This window comes from Mesorhizobium sp. M0052 (genome assembly GCF_040323255.1).
GTDB lineage: Bacteria > Pseudomonadota > Alphaproteobacteria > Rhizobiales > Rhizobiaceae > Mesorhizobium.
Genome location: NZ_JAMYUS010000023.1, coordinates 81,729 through 106,045 on the forward strand (window position 1 = coordinate 81,729; position 24,317 = coordinate 106,045).

The following is a 24,317-nucleotide window of genomic DNA, read 5'->3' on the forward strand; positions in this document are numbered from 1 at the left end:
ACGTATACATGTCCTCACCCTGCAACGTACCGGTCAGTAACATGATAGCTCAATCCCGTCCCTTTGGCCAGCGCTACGCTTTCGTCGTGGTTGGCGTCATCTTCCTCTGCTTGTTGATCGCGGCCGGGCTTCGTTCCGCACCCTCGGTGATGATGCTGCCGTTGGATAAAAGCTTCGGCTGGGGGCGCGATACGGTTTCGATTGCCGCCGCGATCGGCATCTTCCTTTACGGCCTGACCGGGCCGTTTGCCGCCGCATTGATGGAGCGTATCGGCTTGCGCCGCACGCTGCTTGCCTCGCTTGTGATCATGTCGGGCTCGACCGCGCTCAGCCTGCTGATGACCGAGCCATGGCATCTGTTCCTCACCTGGGGCGTGTTTTCAGGTATCGGCTCCGGCGCGGTCGCCACCGTGCTCGGCGCCACCATCGTCAACCGCTGGTTCAAGACCAATCGCGGCTTGGTGATGGGGCTGATGTCGGCCTCCAGCGCCACGGGCCTCTTGGTGTTCCTGCCGCTGCTGGCATCGCTCGCCCAGTCGGGCGGCTGGCAGCCCGTCGCTACCGCCGTCTCGATCGCCACCGCCTGTCTTCTGCCGCTGGTCTGGCTGTTGGTTCCGGAGCGTCCCGCTTCGATCGGCATGGTGCGCTATGGCGCCGGGGCGGATGACGTGCCGCCGGTATCGCCGGCATCGCAAGGCAATTTCCTGGCGCATACGCTCAACACGCTGCGCCGCGCCGCCGGCACCCGCGTCTTCTGGTATCTGTTCGCCACGTTCTTCATCTGCGGCTTCACCACCAACGGGCTGGTCGGCACGCATCTGATCTCCTTCTGCGGCGACATGGGCATCCCCGAGGTACAGGCCGCAGGCCTGCTGTCACTGATGGGTATTTTCGACCTGATCGGTACGACGCTCTCGGGCTGGCTCACCGACCGTTTCGACCCGCGCAAGCTGCTCGGCGTCTACTACGGCATTCGCGGCCTGGCGCTGATCTATCTGCCCTATTCCGGCTTCTCGGCGACCAGCCTGATCATCTTCGCCGTGCTCTACGGTCTCGACTGGATCGCCACCGTGCCGCCGACGCTCAGGCTCGCCAACGAGGCCTTCGGTGACCGCAGCGGCCCGATCGTGTTCGGCTGGATCGTAGCCGGCCACCAAGTCGGCGCCGCCACCGCCGCCGCCTTCGGCGGCACCATGCGCGAACTGCAGGGCAATTACGAACTGGCTTTCCTGATCGGCGGCATGACGGCGATCGTGGCTGCGTGTCTGTCGCTGCTGATCAATACGAGCAGGCCGGCTTTCGATCCGGAGCCGCAAGCGGCGTAAGGCGCGGTACTAATCTCCCCCCTCAGGGGGGAGATGGCCGCGAAGCGGCCAGAGGGGGTCCGTGCGACCGGACTCAGCCTCTTGCGCATAGGAGGTCGGCGCTCCAAGCGAGGCGACCCCCTTCTGTCGCCTTCGGCGACATCTCCCCCCTCAAGGGCGGAGATCACCTGTCGATTGTTATCAAAGTTTCATCTTCCCGAGATGTGGCTGAAACATTGAAGCTGGAGCTTGCTGGCACCGTTCGAAGCCATCAGGAGACAGCCATGAACAAGATCTCGTTGACCCGCCGCGCTCTCGTCACCTCTGCCAGCGCCGCCGGTCTGCTCGGCGCATCGGGGCTCGCTTTGCCCTATTATTCGCGCGCCAGCCAGCGCCCGGCCTTCACCCATGGCGTCCAGTCCGGCGATGTCGATGCCTCGAGCGGCATGGTGTGGACGCGCACCGACCGGCCTTCGCGCGTCATGTTCGAAGTGTCGTCGACGGAAAACTTCGCCAATGCGACGCGGCTGGCGCCGCTCGATACCTCGCCGGCCAGCGACTTCACGGTCAAGCGCCTGCTCACCGACCTCGCCTCCGACCAGGATATCTTCTACCGGATGACTGCCGCCGACCTGTCGGATATCAACGCCGTTTCCGAACCGATCGTCGGCCGTTTCCGCACAGCACCCGCCTCGAAGCGCGACATAAGATTCGCATGGTCGGGCGACACGGCCGGCCAGGGCTGGGGAATCGATGAGACCGGCATGAAAACCTACGCCACCATCGCCAGGCACACGCCGGATTTCTTCCTGCATTCCGGCGACACCATCTATGCCGATGGCGCCATGAAGGACGAGGTAGACCTGCCTGGCGGCGGCAAGTGGAAAAACGTCGTCCTGATCGACGGCAAGCGCAAGGTGGCCGAGACGCTGGATGAGTACCGCGACCAGTGGAAATACAACATGATGGACAAAAACGTTCTGGCCTTGAGCGCCATCTGCCCGACCTTCTACCAGTGGGACGATCACGAGGTGCTGAACAACTGGTCGGATTCGAAGAATCTCGGCGCCGACAGCCGCTACACCGAAAAATCCGTCCATGTGCTCGCGGCGCGTGCGGCGCGCGCCTTCCATGAGATGACGACGATCCGCTACGAGCCGTCCGAGCCCGGCCGCGTCTACCGCAAGATCGCGCATGGGCCGCTGCTCGACGTGTTCTTCCTCGACATGCGCTCCTATCGCGGCCCGAACGGCCCCGACATGCAGGAGGACATGACGCCGCAGTCACGCATGCTGGGCGAACAGCAGACGAAATGGCTGAAGCGCGAGCTGACGAATTCCAGGGCGACCTGGAAGATCATTGCCGCCGACATGCCGCTCGGCCTCGTCGTCTGGGACGACGGCGCCAAGAAGGTCGGCGCGGAAGCCATCAGCAATGGCGACAATGGCCTGCCCAAAGGCCGCGAGCTCGAGATCGCCGACCTGTTGCGCTACATCAAGACTGCCGGCATCACCAACACGGTCTGGTTGACCGCCGATGTCCACTACACGGCGGCGCACTATTACAACCCCGACAAGGCGCGGTTCCAGGATTTCAATCCTTTCTGGGAATTCGTCTCGGGCCCGATCCACGCCGGTACCTTCGGTCCCAATGATTTCGACATGACCTTCGGCCCGGAGCTGAAATTCATCAAGGCGCCGACCACCGAACAGGGCCAGAACCTGCCACCCTCGGCCGGCCTGCAGTTCTTTGGCCTGGTGGACATTTCAGGGGCGACAGAGCAGCTGACCGTGCGGCTGATGGATCGCGACGACATCAAGCTTTACAAGGTGACGCTCGATCCGGTGCGGTCGGCGTAAGCCTTTGGGTCGGTGCGAAGGATCGCTATGCCTGGAATGGGCAGCCGTCAGTCCGGGTAGCAAACCGTCGGAATCTTCGGCCACACCGCGCTGTCGCAGCCTGCAACCTGCTGCCTCTGCTTGAAAGAGGCGCTGACCGGGCCGGTGACCACGGGGTCGACGCCATCAGGGGCGTCGGCAAACATCTGCTCGGCCGTCCGGTCGGACGACGAAGCCGGATTGGCTTCCTTCACCGTGGCGGCCGATTGAGCGGCATTGGCCGCCAGCACGGCAGCGAATGCGACCGAAGCGATGAGGGGCCAAAATCGATTGAGTTTGTCGGTCATGAATTTCGAACTACCCGGGCCCAGAAAGGTTCCCGCCTTGGTTAACAAAACCATCTCACACCGAGATGCTTAAGATTTGATGAGTATTTGGTGGTGCGCCTCCTCTTTCGCAATTGCGAAAAACCCTGTATGAGCCGCGCAACCGAAAGAGGCGGCGCCCTTTGGCCTGCTGCCTGCAACGCTCCCGAGACCACAAAATGAAAATTCGTAATATCGCGATCATCGCGCACGTCGACCATGGAAAAACCACCCTCGTCGACCAATTGCTGCGGCAATCCGGTTCCTTCCGCGACAATCAGCGCGTCGCCGAGCGCGCCATGGATTCCAACGACCTCGAAAAGGAACGCGGCATCACCATCCTGGCCAAGGCGACCTCGGTCGACTGGAAGGACACCCGCATCAACATCGTAGACACCCCCGGCCACGCCGATTTCGGAGGTGAGGTCGAGCGCATCCTGTCGATGGTGGATTCGGCGATCGTGCTGGTCGACGCGGCCGAAGGCCCGATGCCGCAGACCAAGTTCGTCGTCGGCAAGGCGCTCAAGGTCGGCCTGAAGCCGATCGTCGTCATCAACAAGATCGACCGTCCGGACGCCCGCCACGTCGAAGTGGTCAACGAGGTGTTCGACCTGTTTGCAGCGCTTGACGCCACTGACGAGCAGCTCGACTTCCCGATCCTCTACGGTTCTGGCCGCGATGGCTGGGTCTCGGAAAATCCGGAAGGCCCGAAGGACCAGGGCCTGGCGCCGCTGTTCGACCTCGTCATCAAGCATGTGCCGGAGCCGACCGTTCATCCCGGCCCGTTCCGCATGATCGGCACCATCCTGGAAGCCAATCCCTTCCTCGGCCGCATCATTACCGGCCGTATCGAGAGCGGCACGCTGAAGTCCAACCAGGCGGTCAAGGTGCTCCACCATGACGGCACGCAGATAGAAACCGGGCGCATCTCCAAGATCCTCGCGTTCCGTGGCCTTGAGCGCCAGCCGATCGAAGAGGCGCAGGCGGGTGACATCGTCGCCATTGCCGGCCTGTCCAAAGGCACCGTCGCCGACACGTTCTGCGACCTGGCGGTGACCGAGGCGTTGCATGCGCAACCGATCGATCCGCCAACCGTGACCATGTCTTTCCTGGTCAACGATTCGCCGCTCGCCGGCACTGAAGGCGACAAGGTGACCAGCCGCGTCATCCGCGACCGCCTGCTGCGCGAAGCCGAAGGCAATGTCGCGCTCAAGATCGAGGAATCGCCCGACAAGGATTCGTTCTTCGTTTCCGGCCGCGGCGAATTGCAGCTGGCCGTGCTGATCGAGACGATGCGCCGCGAAGGCTTTGAAATCGCCGTGTCGCGTCCGCGCGTCGTCATGCAGAAGGGCGAGAACGGTGAATTGTTGGAGCCGGTCGAGGAAGTCGTCATCGACGTCGACGAGGAGCATGCCGGCATCGTCGTGCAGAAGATGTCGGAGCGCAAGGCCGAGATGGTCGAGCTGCGCCCCTCCGGCGGCAACCGCCAGCGCATCGTCTTCCACGCGCCGACACGCGGCCTGATCGGTTACCAGTCGGAACTGTTGACCGACACGCGCGGCACCGCCGTGATGAATCGCCTGTTCCACGCCTACCAGCCCTACAAGGGCGAGCTGCCGGGCCGCACCAACGGCGTGCTGATCTCCAACGAACAGGGCGAGGCAGTGGCCTATGCCATGTGGAACCTCGAAGACCGCGGCCCGATGGTCATCGACCCGGGCGTCAAGGTCTATCAGGGCATGATCATCGGCATCCATAGCCGTGACAACGACCTCGAAGTGAACGTGCTGAAGGGCAAGAAGCTGACCAACATCCGCGCCGCCGGCAAGGATGAGGCGGTCAAGCTGACGCCGCCGATCCGCATGACGCTGGAGCGCGCGCTGGCCTGGATCCAGGACGACGAGCTGGTCGAGGTGACGCCGAAGACCATCCGCCTGCGCAAGCTCTATCTCGACCCGAACGAGCGCAAGCGCTTCGAGAAGTCGGCCAAGGTTGTGGGCGCGGCGTAATCGTCTGATTGTCTAAATTCGAGAGGGGCGAAGCACCGGTGCTTCGCCCCTCTTGTCATTCACCCACGGCAGCCGAAATGATGGCTTCACGATCCGGCTCGTCGGCCAGGTCAATGCGAATCGCCGTGCCGTCGCGGGCCGGCTTGCGCAAAGCTCTGGCGCCTTCGGGAACAAAAACCAGCAATCGTTTCTCCTCCAGCGCCTGAAGCCTTGATCGGGAGATGCCGAGTTCGCCGGCGAGCAGACGGTCGAGCCGCAGCGATGTCGGCATTTCCAGCCCAAGCCTGATTTCAAGCGTCGTTGCGCCCCTCTCGCCGAGGCTTCGCTTTTGAACCGCGACATCCGAAAATTCCTCGACGCGTCCGACCCGGTTTCGCAACGCCACGACATCGAAGGCATGGTGGCGGGCGAGTGTCGGGTCGTTGCTTTCGAGAGCGGTCAGCAGCGTCGGTTCGATGTCGCGGCGGTTGCAGCGTTCGAAAATGCCGAAATTCCACGAATTGTCGCAGTCGATGCAGCGATAGATCAGCCAGACATCAATGCGTTTGCCATTGGCGTTGACGCGGAATTTGTCGCTGCAGCGATAGGCTTTCACGGCGCCGCAGCGGTTGCAGTGGATCAGGGGTCGAGGTGCGATTTCGGGCGCGATTGCCCAGCGGATAGCGAGATGTTGGGACAAGCCGGAAGACCTTCCAGTGTGGAAGTTCTTCAGGTCGGCAATGGCGAGATGCCCATGCGGGCACGGCGTGGCGAGAGCTAGCTATGTCGGAAATCAGCTGTCACGGGCGGCAAAGCGCGCGACAACGGTTCAGCGGTGCCAAACCGGTCTCGAACCGCCGCCTGAGGAACACGTGAAATGGAGCAGGCACCGCTTAATGCGGCGCCCTGCCAAGTGTGATCAGGGAGTTGGCGAGACCGGCGGTTACTGAGGCAAAATGAAGCTCGAAATGAATGTCGGGACGGTTCTTCTAGCGGCAAGATGCCGAGCGGGCAAGGTTCATAGGGTGTCTCGCCCTGCTCAGGCGAAGGCGATCTGTACCTTCATCGATTTGTTGCGGTCGCCGGCGATCTCGAAAGCCGCAACCGCCTCGTCCATCGGATAGATGCCGGTCAGCAGCGGCTTGACGTCGACGCGACGGTTGTTGATCAGATCGACGGCCAGCGCGAACTCGTCGTGGAAACGGAAGGAGCCGCGCATTTCGATCTCCTTGGCGACGATGAGATTCTGAGGCAGCGACATGTCGCCGCCTAGGCCGAGCTGCACGAGCACCCCGCGCGGCTTCAGCACATCGAGCCCGGCTCGCACCGCGCGCTCATTGCCGGAGCATTCGAACATGACGTTGAAACTGCCCTTCTCGACATTGTAGCCAGCGAGCTTGTCGGCATCTGTGGCGACATTGATGGTGCAGTCGGCGCCGATCTCGTTGGCCTTGGCCAGAACCGCGTCCATGACATCGGTGACGACGATCTCGCGCGCGCCGTGGACGCGCGCGGCCAGGATGCACAGCGCGCCGATCGGCCCGCTGCCGGTGACCAGAACCCGCTTGCCGAGCAGCGAACCGGCGCGGTTCACGGCATGCAGCGTTACCGCGAACGGCTCGGCAAAGGCGGCTTCGTTGATGGAGACATGGTCGGCGATTTTGTGGCACTGCCAGGCCTCCGCGACGAGGCGCTGGCGGAAGGCGCCCTGTATATGCGGCATCGGCATGGCGCTGCCGTAGAAGCGCATGTTGAGGCACTGGTTCTGCACGCCCTGCAGGCAGTACCGGCACGCATTGCAGGGCCGGCTGGGCGAAATCGCAACGCGGTCGCCGACGGCAAGGCTGGAAACGCCGGCGCCAAGTGCCTTCACCGTGCCAGCGACCTCATGTCCGAGGATCATCGGCTCGCGCAGGCGCACCACGCCGAAGCCGCCATGATTGTAGTAGTGCAGGTCCGAGCCGCAGATGCCGCCGGCCTCGACCGATATTTCGACCTGTCCGGCGCCAGGCGCGCCCGAATCGGTCTCTTCGATGCGCAGGTCTTTTGCGGCGTGGATGACGATTGATTTCACGGCCGCGATCCTTTCTCAAACCGCTGGCACGGGCAAGTCCGATCTCCGAAATGTGTCGCGTTCGTTGGCCCATCAGGCAGAGGGTGCCAAATTGACGCCGATCGGATATTCTTCGCCATCCAACGCTCGAAGGCTCCGTCATGCACCTCACCTCGCTCCTGATCTTCGCCGCCGCCTTGTTCGTCGCTGCCGGTTCCCCCGGCCCGTCGATCGCCGCACTTGTTGCCCGCGTCATCTCGAAAGGCTTTCGCGACGTGTTCCCTTTCCTGCTCGCCATGTGGATCGGCGAGGGCATCTGGCTGTCGCTGGCGGTGTTTGGGCTGGCGGTCGTGGCGCAGACCTTCCATTTCGCCTTCGTCGTCGTGAAATGGATCGGCGTCGCTTACCTCGCCTATCTCGCCTTCAAGATGTGGACCGCACCTGTCGACGCAAAAGAAGGCGAGATGCCGCGCGAGGATTCGGCGACAAAGCTGTTCTTTGCCGGCATGGCGGTGACGCTCGGCAATCCCAAGATCATGATGTTCTATCTGGCGCTGCTGCCGACGATCATCGACCTCGCTTCGGTGAGTGTCATCGGCTGGGTCGAACTGACGGCGACGATGGCGGTGGTTCTGATCGCCCTCGATCTCGCCTGGGTCGTCGCGGCCTCACAGGCGCGCAAACTGTTGAAGAGCAAGCGTGCGATGAAGATCGCCAACCGCATCAGCGCCACGACGATGGCCGGCGCTGCCGGGGCCATCGCGGCGCGATCCTGACCGCCTTTCTATGGGAACCTCAAAGCTAGACTTTGTCCAATAGATCCATGCTATCAGACGTGCCAACTTTCCAGCCGGCGAAGCATCCCAAAACGCCACAGGCCGCGCATCGTACGCCAACATACAGCCAGCGAACGCCGTCACGTTCCGGGTAGATGGAAAACCCGACGCCGATGTTTGCAGCTTCGGAGCCGCACTCGGTGCACGCCCATCGTTCCGGCTGGGGTTCGTCCCAAAATTCCGCACTGTCGCAGATAAGATGCTCGGATCCGCAGACCGTGCACGTTCGTCGCGCCACACCCTCGTCATCGTCGGCATCGAGGAGAAACGAGATGGAACCGCACTTGCAGCGGCGAGCCTGAAGTCATGAACCTCGGCGTTGTCGGCGCCATAGGCTTCCAAGTATTCTCCGATGTCAGTGGGCTCGCTGCCAACCCACCACTTGCCTGACGTATCTATCGTCATTGGTCACCTCGCCATGGCGTGGTATTCGTCGTTCGGGCGCATGTCGATGGCCGCCGCCACGCGGTTCGACATGTTGAAGAAGGCGGCGGTCGAGGCGATGTCCCAGATGTCGCGGTTGGTGAAGCCGGCGTTGCGCAGTGCTTCCCTGTCCGCCTCGACGATCTTTGCCGGCTCTTCCGTCAGCTTGACGGCGAATTCGAGCATCGCCGTCTGTTTCGGTGAAAGATTGGCAGCGCGGAAGTTCATCACCATCATCTCGCCGAGAGCCGGATCGCCGGAGAGCTGGCGCACCGCCGCGCCATGCGCGGTCAGGCAATAATAGCAATGGTTGATCGAGGAGACGACGACCGCGATCATCTCCCGCTCCAGCTTCGACAGGCCGGATTCACCCAGCATCAGATCATTGTAGGTGTCGGTAAAGGCGCGCAGCTTCTTCTCGTCGAAGGCATAGGCAAGAAGCACGTTGGGAACCAGGCCGAGCTTTTCCTCGCATTTGGCGAAATAGGCTTTTGTCGCCTCGCTCAGCTCCGCGATACCGAGGTCAAGTGCGCTGATTTTGCCGGACATGGGGTCTTCCTCCTGGTTCACCGGCGCCTGACCGTCGAATTCCTGCAATTCTTATCGAGCCGTCAAACCTTTGTCGCCAAACAGCGGTCATCTGCTACCATAGTCGTAAAAGCATGTGACGGGAGGACAACATGGCGAGCGTGAAATCCGCAGCTAAGCCGAGGAAAACAGCCACTGCCGGGGTGAAACCCGACGGGAAGCCGGCCAGGCTCGCCGACTATTTGCTGGCCCGCGCGCCGGCCGAAGACATCGCCGCCTATGACGCCGCCGACCTGGAGCGCGCCTCCGACCTGGCAGGACGTGCGGTCGCCGCCCACAAAAAGGGCCAAAGTGTCGTCGCCGTCGATGCCGGGTCGGGCGTCTCCCGCGAGGGCCGCCCGATGACGATCATCACCGTCGTCAACGACAACATGCCGTTCCTGTTCGATTCGATCCTCGGCGAGATCACAGAAACTGCCGGCGAACCGACTTTGGTCACCCATCCGGTCATCGTCGTGCGTCACGGCAAGGCCGGCGTCGACGAGATCCTCGGCGACGGCAGCGCCCTCAAGGACGATGGCAATCACGACCGCCTGAGCGTCGTCCATGTCCATATTCCGCGCCTGACGGCGGAGCAGGCCGACGCGCTGGCCGACCGCCTGCGCAAGATGCTCAACCAGGTGCGCGCCGCCGTCAGCGACTGGAAGCCGATGCTCGCCCGTCTCGACCAGGCGATTTCCGAATTCCGCTATTCCGCCGTGCCGCTCGACAAGAAGAGCGTTGCCGAGGCCATCGCCTTCCTTGAATGGCTGCGCGACGACAATTTCACTTTCCTCGGCATGCGCGAGTTCAAATATTCCGGCGGCGCGGAGAGCGGCAATCTGGAGCGCGCCGACAAGCCCGGTCTCGGCATCCTCGCCGACCCGGATGTGCTGGTGCTCCGGCGCGGCACCGAGGCGGTGACGACGACGCCCGAAATCCGCGCCTTCCTCCATGGGCCGGAGCCGCTGATCGTTACCAAGGCCAACGCCAAGTCGCTGGTGCACCGCCGCATTTATCTCGATTATATCGGCGTCAAAACCTACACCGCCAAGGGCACGCTTGCCGGCGAGTTGCGCATGGTCGGCCTGTTCACCTCGACTGCCTACACGCGCTCGGTGATGAAAATCCCGTATCTGAGGTCAAAGGCCGAGACCATCATCGCCAAGTCCGGCTTCGACCGGCACGACCATTCCGGCAAGGCACTGATCAACGTTCTGGAGAGCTATCCGCGCGACGAACTGTTCCAGGTGCCGGTGCCGATCCTGAAGAAGCACGCCGCGGCCATTCTCGGCCTGGTCGAGCGGCCGCGGGTGCGGGCGCTGGTGCGCGCCGACCAGTTCGACCGCTTCGTCTCGATCCTCGTCTTCGTGCCGCGCGACCGCTATGACAGCGTCGTGCGCGAGAAGATCGGCACCTATCTCAAGACCGTCTTCGAGGGCCGTTTGTCGGCTTATTATCCGGCGTTTCCGGAGGGCGGGCTGGCGCGTGTGCATTTCATCATCGGCCGCTCGGGCGGCAAGACGCCGAAGGTCGAGCAGGCGGTGATCGAAGCGGCGATCCGCGATATCGTGCGAACCTGGGACGACGCGCTGGCCGAAGCCGCGGAAGCCGTCGGTGGCGATCCATCGCTGAAGGCGATCGCCACGCGTCTGCCTGAGAGCTATCGCGATTCCTTCAGCGCGGCCGTCGCGCTGAAGGATGCGGGCCGCATCGCCGGCATCAGCACCGCCAACCCGATCGCCATCGACTATTACCGCCATGCCGAGCAGAAACCGCATCAGGCAGCGCTGAAGATCTACCACCACGGCAGCCCGGTAGCGCTGTCGCGTCGCGTGCCGGTGCTGGAAAACATCGGCTTCCGCGTCATCAGCGAGCGCACCTTCGAGGTTGGCGAGGACGGCGGCGACACCGTCTTCGTCCACGACATGGAGCTGGAGAACAGCTACGGCAAGCCGATCGACCTCAGCGATGGCGGCGCGCTGTTCGAGGACGCGTTCCTGTCGGTCTGGCGCGGCGACATCGACAATGACAGCTATAACGGGCTTGCCCAGACCGCCGGCCTGTGGTCGGGCGAAGTCAGCATTCTGCGCGCCTATGGCCGCTACCTGCAGCAAGCCGGTATCCCGCAGAGCCAGGATTTCATCGCGGCCGCGCTCAACCGCTATCCCGACATTGCGCGCGGCCTGCATGCACTATTCGTCGCTCGTCTCGGCCCGACCGCCGAGACGGAAGGCGTCATCGCCGCCAAGCACCTCAAGGCCAAGATCAAGGACGCGCTGGAGGAAGTCCCTAACATTGATGACGACACCATCATCCGCCGCTATCTCAACCTGATCGAAGCCTCGTTGCGCACCAATCATTTCGTTGCGGGAACGAAGGCGCGGGGCCAGTCACTGGCGATCAAGCTGGACTCGCAAGCGGTCGAAGGATTGCCGGCGCCGCGGCCGTGGCGCGAGATCTTCGTCTACGGTTCCGAGGTCGAAGGCGTGCATCTGCGCTTCGGCCCGGTTGCGCGCGGCGGCCTGCGCTGGTCGGACCGCGCCCAGGATTACCGCACCGAGGTGCTCGGCCTGGTCAAGGCGCAGCAGGTCAAGAACGCCGTCATCGTGCCGGTCGGCGCCAAGGGCGGCTTCTATCCGAAGAAGCTGCCGATGAGCGCCGGCCGCGACGCCATCTTCGAGGCCGGCACCTCGGCCTACAAGAATTTCGTTTCCAGCCTGCTGTCGATCACCGACAATATCGGCCTCGATGGCGTCATACCCCCAGCCGGCGTCGTCAGGCGCGACCCCGACGATCCCTATTTCGTCGTCGCCGCCGACAAGGGCACGGCGACCTTTTCCGACACCGCCAACGCCATCAGCGAAAGCCACGGCTTCTGGCTCGACGACGCCTTCGCCAGCGGCGGCTCGGCCGGTTACGACCACAAGAAGATGGGCATCACCGCCAAGGGCGCCTGGGAAGCGGTCAAGCGGCATTTCCGCGAGATCAACCGCGACATCCAGACCACCCCCTTCACCGTCGTCGGCGTCGGCGACATGTCGGGCGACGTGTTCGGCAACGGCATGCTCTTGTCGCCGCAGACCAGGCTGATCGCCGCCTTCGACCATCGCGACATCTTCATCGATCCCGATCCAGACAGAGTGGCGTCGATGGCGGAGCGCGAGCGCATGTTCGCGCTGCCGCGTTCGTCCTGGCAGGACTATGACAAGACCAAGCTGTCGGAAGGCGGCGTCATCGTCTCGCGCAGCCAGAAGTCGATCACGCTGCCTGCGGCAGCGGCGGCGGCGATTGGTCTCGCCAAGACCACGGCGACACCGGCCGAGATCATGACCGCCATCCTCAAGGCGAACGTCGACCTTCTGTGGTTCGGCGGCATCGGCACGTATTTACGGGCCTCGGGCGAAACCAATGCCGAAGTCGGCGACCGCGCCAATGACGCCATCCGCATCACCGCGCTCGATGTGCGGGCCAAAGTGATCGGTGAGGGCGCCAATCTCGGCGTCACGCAGCGTGCCCGCATCGAATTCGGCATGAATGGCGGTCGCTGCAACTCCGATGCCATCGACAATTCCGGCGGCGTCAACTGCTCCGACGTCGAGGTCAACATCAAGATCGCGCTGGCGTCCGCCATGCGCAAGGGATCGCTGACCCGGCCGGCGCGCAACAAGCTGCTGGCCGAGATGACCGACGAGGTCGCCGGCCTCGTGCTGTCCAACAATTACGAACAGACGCTGGCGCTTTCCATCGCCCGCAAGCGCGGCCTTGCCGACATCGCGCACCAGAGCCGGTTCATGGCGGCGCTGGAGGCTCGGGGCCTGCTCGACCGCGCTGTCGAGACGCTGCCGTCGCCGGCCGCCCTTGCCGAGCGCGAGGCGCGTGGCGAGCCGCTGACCCGGGCGGAGCTTGGCGTGCTGCTCGCCTATGCCAAGATCGTGCTGTTTTCCGACATCGTCGCCAGCGACGTGCCTGACGACGCGCATTTCGACCGCGACCTGATGGGCTATTTCCCTGACCGGATGACGAAGAAATATGCGGCCGAGATCCATGGCCACCGGCTGCGCCGCGAAATCATCGCCCGCGTCGTCGCCAACGATCTCGTCAATCGCGGCGGACCGTCATTCGTCAACCGGCTGCAGGAAGCCACGGGGCGCAGCGCGGCCGACGTGGTGCGCACCTTCGCCGTGGTGCGCGACGGCTTCGCGTTGCCGGCGCTCTATCGGGAGATCGATGCGCTGGACAGCCACATCGACGGCCAGGCGCAGCTCGATCTCTACCAGTCCGTCAGCCGGCTTATCTTCGTGACCAGCGGCTGGTACCTGAAGAACGATGCCGGCACCGCAGCGCTCGGCCAGCGCATTGCCGAACTGCAAGAGGCGCGCATGGCGCTGGAGCCGAAGCTGCTCTCGCTGCTGCCGGCCTTCTCCCGCGAGCGGGTCGAGGAGAGGCGGGATGGCCTGTTCAAGGCCGGCGCCCCGGAAAAGCTCGCCGGGCAGCTGGCAATGGCCGATGTGGCGGGACTGATCCCCGACATCGCACTGACGGCGCGCACGGCCAATGCCGACGTCGTCGCCTCGGCCAAGGCGTTCTTCGCCGTCAGCGATGCCTTCCGCATTCCGCGCGTCGAAGAGGCGGCGCGTTCAATCACGCCGTCGGACTATTACGACCAGCTGGCGCTGTCGCGCGCCACCGACACGATCGGCGCGGCGCGGCGCGGCATTGCGGTGGCGGCTCTCGCCGGCCATGCCGGGACGGCGGATCCTGTGGCGGCCTGGCTGGAAGCCGGAGGCGAGCGCGTGGCGCGCATCCGCGAGCGGCTGCAGGCGCTGACCGAAGGCGGGGATATCACCGTGTCCAGGCTGTCGGTGGCTTCGGGGCTGATGAGCGATCTGACGGGGATGTGAGGCTCGGGACTTTACCCTCCCCCTTGTGGGGAGGGTCGCTGCGAAGCAGCGGGGTGGGGGTGCGGCACCGACCCCCACCCGGACCTTCGGTCCGACCTCCCCACAAGGGGGAGGTAGGGGCGCGGCGCCTTTCTTCGCGTCTCTATGCAGGTAGACAGCGGCGACATCCAGGTGAGGGGCAGCGCGAATCTTTGGCGGTTTGCATGAGCATTCGAAACATGCAGACATGGCATCCGACAAGCGCGGTGTCCCGGGGGAATCATCATGGCGGCGGTAGAAACAGTGCAGCGGGCATCCGGGCGCGGCATCTGGGGATGGATGTTCTTCGACTGGGCGGCGCAGCCGTTTTTCACCGTCGTCACCACCTTCATCTTCGGGCCTTATTTCGTCTCGCGCATGGCGAGCGATCCGGTCTCAGGCCAGGCGGCCTGGGGCTACGGCATCGCTGTTGCGGGCCTGGTCATTGCCGTGCTGTCGCCCATGCTCGGCTCGGTTGCCGACCAGACCGGGCCGCGCAAGCCGTGGATTGCGTTCTTCGCCTCGATCAAGATCATCAGCCTTTGCCTGCTATGGTTCGCCGCTCCCGGCTCGAACCTTTTCCTGGTGGTGCTGTTCTTTTCTCTCGCTTCGGTCGCGGCGGAATTCTCGACCGTGTTCAACGATTCGATGATGCCGCGCCTGGTGCCGAAGAGCGAGATCGGCCACGTCTCCAACATTGCCTGGGGACTTGGTTATCTCGGCGGCATGATCGCGCTGATCTTTGTTGTCGCCTGTCTTGCGGGTTCGCCGGAGACCGGCAAGACGATCATCGGCATCGACCCGCTCTTTGGGCTCGACCCGAAACTCGGCGAGGACGCGCGCGCCACCGGGCCGCTGTCGGCCGGCTGGTATTTCCTGTTCATCCTGCCGATGTTCTTCTTTACGCCGGACGCCATCAAGGGGATTCCGATCGGGCCCGCGGTGCGCGAGGGGCTGTCGGAACTGAAGTCGACGCTGACTGAAGTGCGCCGGCGCAAAGGCATCTTCCGCTTCCTTGTCGCCCGCATGATTTATCAGGACGGCGTCAATGCGCTGCTCGCTTTGGGCGGCACCTTTGCGGCAGCGATGTTCCACTGGTCGATCACCGAGATCGGCATGTTCGGCATTATCCTCAACGTCGTCGCCATCGTCGGCTGCCTGGTTGCCGCATGGCTGGACACCGCGCTTGGCTCCAAGACCATCGTGATGATTTCGCTCGTCCTGCTCAGCATCGCCACCATCGGCATCGTTTCGACCGGGCCAGGCTACACGTTGTTCGGCGCCTGGATGATGCCGGGAGCCGATAGTGGCGGCCTGTTCGGCACGGCGGCGGAAAAGGCCTACATTTTCTATGGCCTGCTGATAGGGCTGGCGTTCGGACCGGTGCAGGCGTCGTCACGCTCCTACATGGCGCGCAGCGTGACCGCGGCCGAATCCGGCCGCTATTTCGGCATCTATGCGCTGGCCGGAAGGGCGACGAGTTTCCTGGCGCCGTTCATGGTGGCGTCGATCACGCTCGCCAGCGGCTCGGCGCGGCTCGGCATGGCGGCCATCGTGCTGTTCCTGGGCGTTGGGATCGCGATATTGATCTGGACGCCGTACCCGGCGGATCAGCCGGTGGAATAGCGCCGCACTTTTCCTTCTCCCCTTGTGGGAAAAGGCAGAGGCGCTCAATGCCTGAAATGCCTCACGCCGGTAAACACCATGGCGATGCAATGCGCGTCGGCAGCGGCGATAACGTCGTCGTCGCGCATCGAGCCGCCGGGCTGGATCACCGCCGTGGCGCCGGCTTCGATCGCGGATATGAGCCCGTCGGCGAAAGGGAAGAAAGCGTCGGAGGCGACCACCGAGCCCTTGGTCAACGGCTCCGCGAGGCCAGCTGCTTCCGCCGCGTCGAGCGCCTTGCGTGCGGCGATGCGCGAGGAATCGACGCGGCTCATCTGGCCGGCGCCGATGCCGACCGTGGCGCCGTCCTTGGCGTAAACGATGGCGTTCGACTTGACGTGCTTGGCGATGCGGAAAGCGAATTTGAGGTCGGCCATCTCGGCCGCCGTCGGTGCGCGCCTGGTCACCACCTTGAGCTCGAGATCGTCGACTACCGCATTGTCGCGGCCCTGGACGAGCATGCCGCCGGCGACGGATTTCACTGTGATGCCGCCGGCGTGCGGATCGGACAGACCGCCGGTGACCAGCAGGCGCAAATTCTTTTTGGCGGCGATGATGCGGACAGCGTCCTCCGACGCGTCCGGCGCGATGATCACCTCGGTGAAGGTTTTTACGATCTCCTGCGCGGCTTCGGCATCGAGGATGCGGTTCATGGCAACGATACCGCCAAAGGCCGAAACCGGGTCGCAGGCCAGCGCTCTCGCATAGGCAGCAGCCAGTGAAGCGCCCTCGGCGACGCCGCATGGATTGGCGTGCTTGATGATGGCGACCGCTGCACAGCGGTTCGGATCGAACTCGCCGACCAGCTCGAAGGCGGCATCGGTGTCGTTGATGTTGTTGTAGGACAGCTGCTTGCCCTGCAACTGGCGAGCCGTGGCGACCCCGGGCCGCTTGTCGCCATTGACGTAGAAGCCGGCGCTCTGATGCGGATTCTCGCCGTAGCGCATGACACTTTCCAGCCTGCCGCCGAAGGCGCGCCAGGTCGGGTGCTCGATCTCAAGCGTTTCTGCGAACCAGCCGGAGATCGCCGCGTCGTAGCTGGCGGTGCGGGCAAAGGCCTTTGCCGCCAGCTTCTGGCGGAAATCCAGCGACAGCGAGCCGATGTTCATCTCCAGCGCGTTCAGCACCGAGGCATAATCGCCGGGATCGGTGACGATGGCGACATAGGCATGGTTCTTGGCCGAGGCGCGGATCATCGCCGGGCCGCCAATGTCGATGTTCTCGACAACAGCGGCATAGTCGGCGCCGGAGCGGCGGACCTCCTCGAACGGGTAGAGATTGGAGACGAGCAGATCGATCGGCTCGATACCGTGATCGTGCATCGCGTTGGCGTGTTCGGGATCGTCGCGCACGCCGAGCAGCGCGCCATGCACCGACGGGTGCAGCGTCTTGACGCGGCCGTCCATGATCTCGGGAAAGCCGGTCAGTTCGGAAACGTCGCGCACGGCAAGGCCAGCTTCGGCGATCGCCTTTGCCGTGCCGCCGGTCGAAACCAGCTCGACGCCGGCTGCCACCAGACCCCTGGCGAAGTCGATCAGGCCGGTCTTGTCGAAGACGGAAAGCAGGGCGCGGCGGACCGGAACGAGGTCGGGTGCCGGAATGTTCTTGGCGGCGACGGCCATGGGCTGGCGGCCTTTCAGGGCTGATTGGAGAGCGTTGTCGGGCCGTAGCACATGAGGTCAGGAAATCAAGCCGGAAGCTCGATCAAGCCGGCGCCGGCAACGACGCTCAGCTGTTCTCGGGATAGCCGGCGATGCCGGTGCGTGTCAGCTGCCAATGCACCTCGGCGATCTCCGAGGCCTTGAAGGCGAGCACGATCTGGCGGCTGCGGCGCGGGCCGCCAAGGCCGGCGAAATAGATCGATTCCTCGACCTCCGGCACCACTTCGGTGCAGGTGAACACCCAAGTGTCGGCCTGGTCGGCGGTCAGCACCAGGCGGTCATGCTCGTCCTGCAAAAGGTTGATGTCAGGGTGGATGTGGAAGCGCACCACGACGAAGTCGCGGCCATTGTTGCGGATCGCCGCACCGCCCGGGCGGAGGAAGCGATCCCTGCCGGCGAGCACATTGCCCTCGCTCGACAGTTTCAGCTCGCGCTCATGCAGGAAGCCGAAGCGCTGCACATAGCCGTCATGGCGGGCGATGAAGCCTTGCGTGCCCTTCTGGTCGATGCGCTTGCAAGGCACATGCTGCGGGCCGCCGAGCAAGGGTGAGCCGAGCAGGTCGTTGACGCGCAGCGAATGGGAAAACCGCGCTGACGAGGTGTCGTTGATGGTGGCGGTCGAATGCGCCGCGGTGGCACGGGCCAGCGGACGGAACTCGGCGGCGCCATAGGTGTCGATGCCGGCATTGACGATATAATGCTGGCGACCGGACGAGAGTTCGAAGGCCAGGCACCCGGCATGCGCGGCGTTGGACACATCGACGGCCGGCGACGGGCCGGTATCGGCAATCACCGTCACGCCGCCCATCGACAGGCGCTCATAGCCGGAATGCGGCGCGTGCAGCAGCGGCGCGCCGGCGGTGTCGTCGTGGCGCAAGATGGTGGCTATACGGTCGTGGATGGTGGCGCCCATGCCGTTGAAGCGGGCGAGGCTGCCATCCTGATGGCGGAAGAAACGGAGCGCCGGCAGCATGCGGTCGATGGCGCCCATCAGGGCGGCCGGTGGCGTTTCGGCCTGGTTGGCATAGGTCTGGCGCAGCGGCAGGAGATCGGCGAGCAGTTCGAGCACCGCCATCGGGTTGCGCGAAATATGGCCGCCATCGGGAAGGATCTGCCGCTCGAGTTCTTCCGCCAGGTTGCGGGTGGCGCCGCGCAGTGCCGAGGCCGGCGCCGGCAGCGACAGCGCGGCGAAGGCAAGCGCGATACGAGCGCGCAGCCTGTCCTTGCCGTCCGGCATCTCGCGCGCCATCGAGCGGAGATAGCGGATCTGCACGGCGAGCGATTTCAGGAAGGCGCGATAGAACGGAAATTCGGCCCCTTGTAGGACAACCGAGGAGTGTTGCAACCAGGCAATGACGCGCTTGGCGGTGGTGCCGGGCTCCCAGGCTATGCCGGAAATCTGGTTGCCATGCATGGCGATCCAGTCGGAGACAAGCGCGCGTGCATTGGCGGCGGCCAGCTCGGTGCCGGCGGCGCGCATATGGCGCAGCCAACGGAAACCGTGCAGCGTCTTCACCCAGCCGCGGTTGGCGACGTCGATCTGGAATGGTGACTTGCCGCCGGTCTCGACCAGATGTCCCGACAGCGGATAGCGGCCATAATAAATCTCGAGCGCGATCTGCGGATCGGCGAGCCTGAGGTCGGGCGGTGCGATCAGGACGCGTTCGGGCGTGCGCCCGGAATAGCGCCAGCGATAGACTGGCCCTGCGCGAAGGCGCCGGCGCGTCTTGCGCCAAAACTCCTTAGCGACAAGCGTCCACAGACGTGTCGTGCTGCCGGCAGCCAGTGCCAAAACCCCTCCTCGTCGCCTGGAGCTAGAGCATGCTGTCGTCCGAAAACCGCGTCGCAGGTTTCGGCATCATGTTCCGGTACCCCAGCACAAGCTTATATGATTCAAGAACTTATGCGAAGTCGAATTCCGCCGACGTGAAGCGCCTCACGCTGCCGGCCACCGACCCACCCCGAAAAAAGTCAAGCGCTTCGCGGGCTTAAGCCCGGCAATCCGGCACTCACTTGCGGTTGTGGCGAGACCGAAATTCGCTGGGCGAACAGTTTTCGCGGTCGCGAAACAGACGGGAGAAATAGAAGGCGTCGTGGATGCCGACGGCGGCCGCAATGGACTCGATGGGCGAATCGGAGGCGGCCAGCATCTGTTTGGCGCGGTCGAGCCTCGTGCGCAGTTGGAAGGCCTTGGGCGACATGCCGGCTGCCCGCGCAAATCTGCGCCGCAAGGTTGCCGGCGACATCGAGAATTTCGCGGCGAAGGCATCGAGATCCACCGGGTCGCACGCGCAGCGGCGCAATTCGTCGATGATGGGCTGCATGTCGGCATGCTGGAAGCCGGGATTTCGTTGACGGTTGTTCCAATCCATTGCCTGGCGGGCAGCACGCACGACGATGCGATGCATCGTGGCGGCGGCTTCTGCCTGGCTCAGCATCGTATCGAGCGACAGCTCACCGTGCAGCCTGTCGAACAGCCGCTGCATTTTGCCGAGGTCGCGCAAGGGGACGACAGGGGCGTCCTCGGCGATCAGCCGCAGCCGGGTGAAATCGCGTATCAAGGCCCCGTCGAAGAGCGCCCAGCGTTCGAGCCAGCCCGATGCGTCCGGCCCGTAGGAATGCATTCTCCCGGGAAGCAGCCAGAACAGGGCCGGCGCTTGGATCGTCTGCATGCCGGCAGTCCTGGTTTCAAGCCAGCCTTGACCGTTCTCAATCAGCACCACGGCGAATTCCGGCAATTTGCGCGCTTGGATCGCCTGAGTGACGCGATGCCGACCAATCCCTGTAACCGACAGGCCGCCGGCCGCGGCCGGTGCGGATCTGTAGAGTGCGTAAGAGAGATCGTTCATGAGCGAAAAGTCCATGGCTTCGTTCTGTCCATGGGCGAGTGTGCGAACAGTATGACATTTCCAGCTAAGGATGGAAAATCGCAGGTGGCTGAAATGTCAAGCTCAACAGGTGGCACGCAACGACGGATTCCTGTTGCGTCAATCGATCTGAACGCCAACGGCAAGACATTATCGATGGCGCCGAACCGGTTGGGTCATCTCGTGCCAACCGACGCCGGGGTCGGCATCGATGCCATTCGCGGCCTCCTTGCCGAGCAAGGCTATGTCTGGCTGAAAAGTATGCTGCCGCGCCGCGACGTCATCGATTTTCGCGGCTGGGTGTTTTCATATCTGGCCGACACCGGCTTGCTGCAGCCCGGGTCCGATCCCGCGCTTGGCCTGGCGGCGGCCGCCGGCACGTTCGACCGTCAGCTCGCCGATCGCCGGTTGATGGCGCTGGTTCGCTCCACCGCCTATGAAGGGTTCTGCGCACAGCCCCTGATGGCGCGGCTGATGGATGCGTTCGTCGGCGGGCTGTCCTATTTGCACAAGCGCAAGATCATGCGTTTCACCCAACCGGGCACCACAGTGGCGACGCCGGCGCATTACGATCTCGTCTATCTGCGCGGCGGCACCAGCCGCATCGTCACTGCCTGGATCCCGATCGGCGACGTTCCCGTCGACATGGGCGGCTTGGTCTATCTCGAGGGATCGCACGCCATCGGCCTCGACATGGAGGCCCGGTTCGCTAGGGACAATGCCGGGCTGAGCCCGCAGGAGCGCATCAGCGCCTACAACCGGAACATGAGCGAGGGCGGCTGGGTGTCGAAGGACCTGCCCGACATGGCGGAGCGGTTCGATACACGCTGGCTGATCGCGGATTTCGAGGCCGGCGATGTCGTCCTCCACTCGCCCTACATGATCCACGCCTCGACAACCAACCAGAGTGCGGAGGGGCGTATCCGGCTCTCCACCGATATCCGCTACCAGAATGTCGATGATGAGATCGATGCAAGGTGGGGGAAGCACTGGTCCTTGGACGACATGCTTTAGGCATGTCGTCGCGTCGGAGTCAGGCCAGACGTCGCATGCGGGCGGCGAAGAAGCCGTCCAGGCCGGAAACCCCTGGCGAACCAAGGTCAAGATCGGCGGGTGTGGTGCGCAGCGTGCCTTGCGGGGTCAGGAAGGCGTCGATGCCAGCGATTTCGCCGGGCTGCAGCGGATCGTCGGCGACGGTCTTGTTGCCGGCCAGAAAGGCGCGATACAGATCCTCGCCTTCGATCGGGTCCAGCGAACAGTTGGAAAAAACAATCCGGCCGCCCGGTTTGACCAAAGTGACGGCGCGGGCGAGCAGCTTTGCTTGCAGATCGGCTAGCTTTTCGACGTCGGCTACCGTCTTGGTCCATGGCACGTCCGGGTGGCGCCGAACCGTGCCGGTGGAAGAGCAGGGCGCGTCGAGCAGGATGGCGTCGAAAAGCTCCGCCGGCTGGTATTTCAGCAGATCGGCCTGCACGATCTCGGCGGACAGCCCAAGCCGTTCGAGGTTCTGCGTCAGCCGCGCCAGCCGGTTCTTCGAGGTGTCCAAGGCGGTGACTTTGGCGCCGGCAAGGATAAGCTGAGCGGTCTTGCCGCCGGGGGCGGCGCAGAGGTCGGCGACGCGTAATCCTTTGACATCGCCGAACAGCCGCGCCGGAAAACTGGCGGCGGCGTCCTGGACCCACCATGCGCCTTCGCTGAAGCCCGGCAGTTCGGTGACGGAGGCGCTGAGCTTTTCCACTCGCACCGTGCCGGTCGGCAGCACGATGCCGCCGAACTTTTCGGCCCACAATTCGGGATCGGCCTTGACCGTGAAATCGACCGGCGCCTCAACGCGATGCGCCGCCAGGATCTGTCTGGTCATCTCGGCGCCATAGGCGGCCTTCAGCCGGTCGGAGAACCATTTTGGCGCCTCGTCGGTGGCGGCAAGAGCTGCCGGCAGTTCGGTCTCCTTGGCGCGCACCAAAGTGCGCAGCACGCCATTAACGAGGCCGGAAAAGCGCTGCGTGCGTGGGTCCGACTTGGCGTGGGTCACAGCCAAATCGACGGCGGCGCTGTCGGGGATGTCGAGGAACAGGATCTGCGCCGCCGCAACATGCAGGATGTGCGACAAAGCTGTGGCGTTGGGCGGCAGCGGCTTTTCAAGGCGGCGGGCGAGGAGCCCGGCAATGGTCATGCGGTAGCGCAGCGCGGTCACCAGTATGGCGCGCACCAGGCCGCGGTCGCGCAGGTCGAGCACCTTGTATTGCGGATGGCCGTTCTCGTGGTCCGTCAGCCCGTCGAGCGGCGTTTTGGCGTCGATAACGGCGGCCAGGAGCCGCGCCGCTGCCTTGCGCGCGGCGAGGCCGGCGACGAATTCGTCCGAGCTGTTTTCGCGAACGCCTGAATGTGCGGGCCGGGGTCTGGCGCCGCTCACGACCACGGACCTTTGGGTCCGGTCGGGTTGCGGCCCCACGGATTGGCTTTCGGCTTGGCCGGTTTGGTCGGCGGCGTGGGTTGTGCTGCCTTGCCCCACGGGCCTTGCTCGACATCGGCCGGGAATTCTTCTGTTTGCTCTGGCGTCGGCGCCTGGCGCGGCGCCGGCTGGCGGCCTGCCATGTCGCGCGCCATCGCCTGCAGCGCGGCGATGCGGTTGTCGGTGTTCGGGTGGGTCGAAAACAGGCTGTCCATTCGCTCGCCGTGAAGGGGATTGATGATGAAGAGATGCGCGGTCGCGGGATTGCGTTCGGCATCCGGGTTGCGGATGCGTTCGGCGCCGCGGGCGATCTTGTCAAGCGCTGATGCCAGCCAAAGCGGATTTCCAACGATTTCGGCGCCGCGCCGGTCGGCTTCGTATTCGCGGGTGCGGCTGACCGCCATCTGCACGATCATGGCGGCGAAGGGCGCGACCAGCATCGCCACCAGCACGCCGACAAAGCCGAACGGGTTGTTGTTGTCGCGGCTGCCGCCGAAGAAGAAGGCGAAATTGCCGAGCATCGAGATGGCGCCGGCGAGTGTCGCGACAATGGTCATGGTCAGCGTGTCTCGATGCTGGATGTGGGCCAGCTCATGCGCCATGACTGCCGCCACCTCCTCATGCGACAGGCGCTCCAGCAGCCCGGTCGAGGCCGCGACCGCGGCGTTCTCGGGATTGCGGCCGGTGGCGAAGGCGTTCGGCTGCGGATTGTCGATCAGATAAGTCTTGGGCATCGGCAGGCCGGCCTGCTTGGCCAACGCCTCGACGATGGCGTGGAATTCGGGCGCGTTCTTCGCGTTGACCTCGACGGCGTGGTTCATCGACAGCACCATCTTGTCGGCATTCCAGTAGCTGAACAGATTGGTGCCCGCGGCGACCAGGAAGGCGATCATCATGCCGCCGGTGCCGCCGATCAGAAAACCGACGCCCATGAACAGCGCCGTCATCGCGGCCAGGAGCATGGTGGTGCGTAGCGTGCTCATCATCTGCTCCCTGTGCGGCCGTGGCAAAAAAAGGTCGATCGGGGTGAACTCATGGCTATATGATGGGAAACGCCGCCCTTCGTTTCAATCCGCCCGGACTATCGCATGACCGACCAACCCAGCAAACCTGATGCCGACCGGGAGAAGGACCTGACGCCGGCGGCCAGCCGGGCGCTGGCTGAAGCCGAGGCGCGGCGTGAAGCGTATCGCCAGAAGGAAGCTGCGTTGCCGAAGGAAATCGGCGGCCGCGGCGGCAAGGAACCCGGCCGCTACGGCGACTGGGAAGTGAAGGGACTGGCTAGCGATTTCTAAAGCGTGTCGCGATTTAAGGGATTCAGGATTCCCATTGATTTGAGTTCGTGATTCATTGCGGTTGAAAGGAGACCGCGATGG

The 24,317-nt window shown here is 64.0% G+C and carries 17 protein-coding genes; 8 read left to right on the top strand and 9 right to left on the bottom strand.

The features are described from left to right. Nucleotides 1–41: 41 nt before the first annotated feature. The gene (locus NKJ77_RS26290) at nt 42–1,325 is read left to right on the top strand and encodes an MFS transporter (RefSeq protein WP_031195587.1); all 1,284 of its coding nucleotides are present in this window, start codon (nt 42–44) and stop codon (nt 1,323–1,325) included. A 263-nt stretch (nt 1,326–1,588) separates the two neighbouring features. Further along, nucleotides 1,589–3,163 carry an alkaline phosphatase D family protein gene (locus NKJ77_RS26295; protein ID WP_023831812.1) on the top strand — a complete coding sequence of 525 codons (1,575 nt, stop codon included), beginning with the start codon at nt 1,589–1,591 and terminating at the stop codon, nt 3,161–3,163. 47 nt (nt 3,164–3,210) lie between these two features. Here the strand turns inward: NKJ77_RS26295 and NKJ77_RS26300 are convergent, their stop codons facing one another. Beyond that, nucleotides 3,211–3,489, bottom strand: a complete 279-nt coding sequence (locus NKJ77_RS26300; RefSeq protein WP_023753187.1) for a hypothetical protein — start codon at nt 3,487–3,489, stop codon at nt 3,211–3,213. A gap of 197 nt (nt 3,490–3,686) precedes the next feature. Here NKJ77_RS26300 and typA point away from each other — a divergent pair, with 197 nt between their 5' ends. Further along, a complete protein-coding gene (gene typA / locus NKJ77_RS26305) occupies nt 3,687–5,516 on the top strand; it encodes a translational GTPase TypA (RefSeq protein WP_023681424.1) in 1,830 nt (609 codons plus the stop codon). A gap of 55 nt (nt 5,517–5,571) precedes the next feature. Here typA and NKJ77_RS26310 read toward each other — a convergent pair whose 3' ends face one another. Both NKJ77_RS26310 and NKJ77_RS26315 read right to left on the bottom strand, forming a co-directional pair. Then, nucleotides 5,572–6,195 carry a DUF1062 domain-containing protein gene (locus NKJ77_RS26310; protein ID WP_023831811.1) on the bottom strand — a complete coding sequence of 208 codons (624 nt, stop codon included), beginning with the start codon at nt 6,193–6,195 and terminating at the stop codon, nt 5,572–5,574. Between the two features lie 339 nt (nt 6,196–6,534). Further along, entirely contained in the window at nt 6,535–7,569 is a 1,035-nt protein-coding gene (locus tag NKJ77_RS26315) for an L-idonate 5-dehydrogenase (protein ID WP_023831810.1), read from the bottom strand. A gap of 140 nt (nt 7,570–7,709) precedes the next feature. Here NKJ77_RS26315 and NKJ77_RS26320 point away from each other — a divergent pair, with 140 nt between their 5' ends. Further along, nucleotides 7,710–8,324 carry a LysE family translocator gene (locus NKJ77_RS26320; protein WP_023831809.1) on the top strand — a complete coding sequence of 205 codons (615 nt, stop codon included), beginning with the start codon at nt 7,710–7,712 and terminating at the stop codon, nt 8,322–8,324. Nucleotides 8,325–8,792: 468 nt separating this feature from the next. Here NKJ77_RS26320 and NKJ77_RS26325 read toward each other — a convergent pair whose 3' ends face one another. Further along, complete coding sequence (locus NKJ77_RS26325) at nt 8,793–9,356, bottom strand: peroxidase-related enzyme (protein ID WP_023681420.1); 564 nt, start codon at nt 9,354–9,356, stop codon at nt 8,793–8,795. A gap of 131 nt (nt 9,357–9,487) precedes the next feature. Here NKJ77_RS26325 and NKJ77_RS26330 point away from each other — a divergent pair, with 131 nt between their 5' ends. Together NKJ77_RS26330 and NKJ77_RS26335 are read left to right on the top strand one after the other, a co-directional pair. Next, a complete protein-coding gene (locus NKJ77_RS26330) occupies nt 9,488–14,278 on the top strand; it encodes an NAD-glutamate dehydrogenase (protein WP_023831808.1) in 4,791 nt (1,596 codons plus the stop codon). A gap of 264 nt (nt 14,279–14,542) precedes the next feature. Beyond that, on the top strand, nt 14,543–15,922 hold the full coding sequence (locus tag NKJ77_RS26335; protein WP_023831807.1) for an MFS transporter: 1,380 nt from the start codon (nt 14,543–14,545) through the stop codon (nt 15,920–15,922). Between the two features lie 44 nt (nt 15,923–15,966). Here the strand turns inward: NKJ77_RS26335 and purH are convergent, their stop codons facing one another. The 3 genes from purH to NKJ77_RS26350 all read right to left on the bottom strand — a co-directional run bounded on the left by purH (nt 15,967) and on the right by NKJ77_RS26350 (nt 20,486). After that, complete coding sequence (gene purH / locus NKJ77_RS26340; RefSeq protein WP_023831806.1) at nt 15,967–17,583, bottom strand: bifunctional phosphoribosylaminoimidazolecarboxamide formyltransferase/IMP cyclohydrolase; 1,617 nt, start codon at nt 17,581–17,583, stop codon at nt 15,967–15,969. Nucleotides 17,584–17,689: 106 nt separating this feature from the next. Continuing rightward, nucleotides 17,690–19,414 carry a heparinase II/III family protein gene (locus tag NKJ77_RS26345; protein WP_023831805.1) on the bottom strand — a complete coding sequence of 575 codons (1,725 nt, stop codon included), beginning with the start codon at nt 19,412–19,414 and terminating at the stop codon, nt 17,690–17,692. Nucleotides 19,415–19,631: 217 nt separating this feature from the next. Continuing rightward, complete coding sequence (locus NKJ77_RS26350) at nt 19,632–20,486, bottom strand: helix-turn-helix transcriptional regulator (RefSeq protein ID WP_023835206.1); 855 nt, start codon at nt 20,484–20,486, stop codon at nt 19,632–19,634. A gap of 78 nt (nt 20,487–20,564) precedes the next feature. On the opposite strand from NKJ77_RS26350, the gene NKJ77_RS26355 reads away from it, so the two are divergent. Further along, entirely contained in the window at nt 20,565–21,503 is a 939-nt protein-coding gene (locus tag NKJ77_RS26355; RefSeq protein WP_023742198.1) for a phytanoyl-CoA dioxygenase family protein, read from the top strand. 19 nt (nt 21,504–21,522) lie between these two features. On the opposite strand, the gene NKJ77_RS26360 is transcribed toward NKJ77_RS26355, so the two are convergent. Both NKJ77_RS26360 and htpX read right to left on the bottom strand, forming a co-directional pair. Then, nucleotides 21,523–22,908: an RsmB/NOP family class I SAM-dependent RNA methyltransferase gene (locus NKJ77_RS26360; RefSeq protein WP_502902094.1), complete on the bottom strand. Its 1,386-nt coding sequence runs from the start codon at nt 22,906–22,908 to the stop codon at nt 21,523–21,525. Beyond that, nucleotides 22,899–23,924 (bottom strand): zinc metalloprotease HtpX, encoded by a 1,026-nt coding sequence (gene htpX, locus NKJ77_RS26365; protein ID WP_023755504.1) that lies wholly within the window; start codon nt 23,922–23,924, stop codon nt 22,899–22,901. The genes NKJ77_RS26360 and htpX overlap by 10 nt, the downstream gene beginning before the upstream one ends. A 105-nt stretch (nt 23,925–24,029) precedes the next feature. Here htpX and NKJ77_RS26370 point away from each other — a divergent pair, with 105 nt between their 5' ends. Then, nucleotides 24,030–24,236, top strand: coding sequence for a DUF1674 domain-containing protein (locus tag NKJ77_RS26370; RefSeq protein WP_023698248.1), 207 nt, complete (start codon nt 24,030–24,032; stop codon nt 24,234–24,236). Nucleotides 24,237–24,317 lie beyond the last annotated feature (81 nt).

Excerpts from the sequence above, each read along its gene's own strand:
- NKJ77_RS26350 (WP_023835206.1), bottom strand. The coding sequence starts at position 20,486 with ATGGACTTTTCGCTCATGAACGATCTCTCTTACGCACTCTACAGATCC.
- purH (WP_023831806.1), bottom strand. The coding sequence starts at position 17,583 with ATGGCCGTCGCCGCCAAGAACATTCCGGCACCCGACCTCGTTCCGGTC.
- typA (WP_023681424.1), top strand. The coding sequence starts at position 3,687 with ATGAAAATTCGTAATATCGCGATCATCGCGCACGTCGACCATGGAAAA.
- NKJ77_RS26335 (WP_023831807.1), top strand. The coding sequence starts at position 14,543 with ATGGCGGCGGTAGAAACAGTGCAGCGGGCATCCGGGCGCGGCATCTGG.
- NKJ77_RS26370 (WP_023698248.1), top strand. The coding sequence starts at position 24,030 with ATGACCGACCAACCCAGCAAACCTGATGCCGACCGGGAGAAGGACCTG.
- NKJ77_RS26355 (WP_023742198.1), top strand. The coding sequence starts at position 20,565 with ATGTCAAGCTCAACAGGTGGCACGCAACGACGGATTCCTGTTGCGTCA.
- NKJ77_RS26330 (WP_023831808.1), top strand. The coding sequence starts at position 9,488 with ATGGCGAGCGTGAAATCCGCAGCTAAGCCGAGGAAAACAGCCACTGCC.
- NKJ77_RS26295 (WP_023831812.1), top strand. The coding sequence starts at position 1,589 with ATGAACAAGATCTCGTTGACCCGCCGCGCTCTCGTCACCTCTGCCAGC.
- NKJ77_RS26300 (WP_023753187.1), bottom strand. The coding sequence starts at position 3,489 with ATGACCGACAAACTCAATCGATTTTGGCCCCTCATCGCTTCGGTCGCA.
- NKJ77_RS26320 (WP_023831809.1), top strand. The coding sequence starts at position 7,710 with ATGCACCTCACCTCGCTCCTGATCTTCGCCGCCGCCTTGTTCGTCGCT.
- NKJ77_RS26290 (WP_031195587.1), top strand. The coding sequence starts at position 42 with ATGATAGCTCAATCCCGTCCCTTTGGCCAGCGCTACGCTTTCGTCGTG.
- NKJ77_RS26325 (WP_023681420.1), bottom strand. The coding sequence starts at position 9,356 with ATGTCCGGCAAAATCAGCGCACTTGACCTCGGTATCGCGGAGCTGAGC.
- htpX (WP_023755504.1), bottom strand. The coding sequence starts at position 23,924 with ATGAGCACGCTACGCACCACCATGCTCCTGGCCGCGATGACGGCGCTG.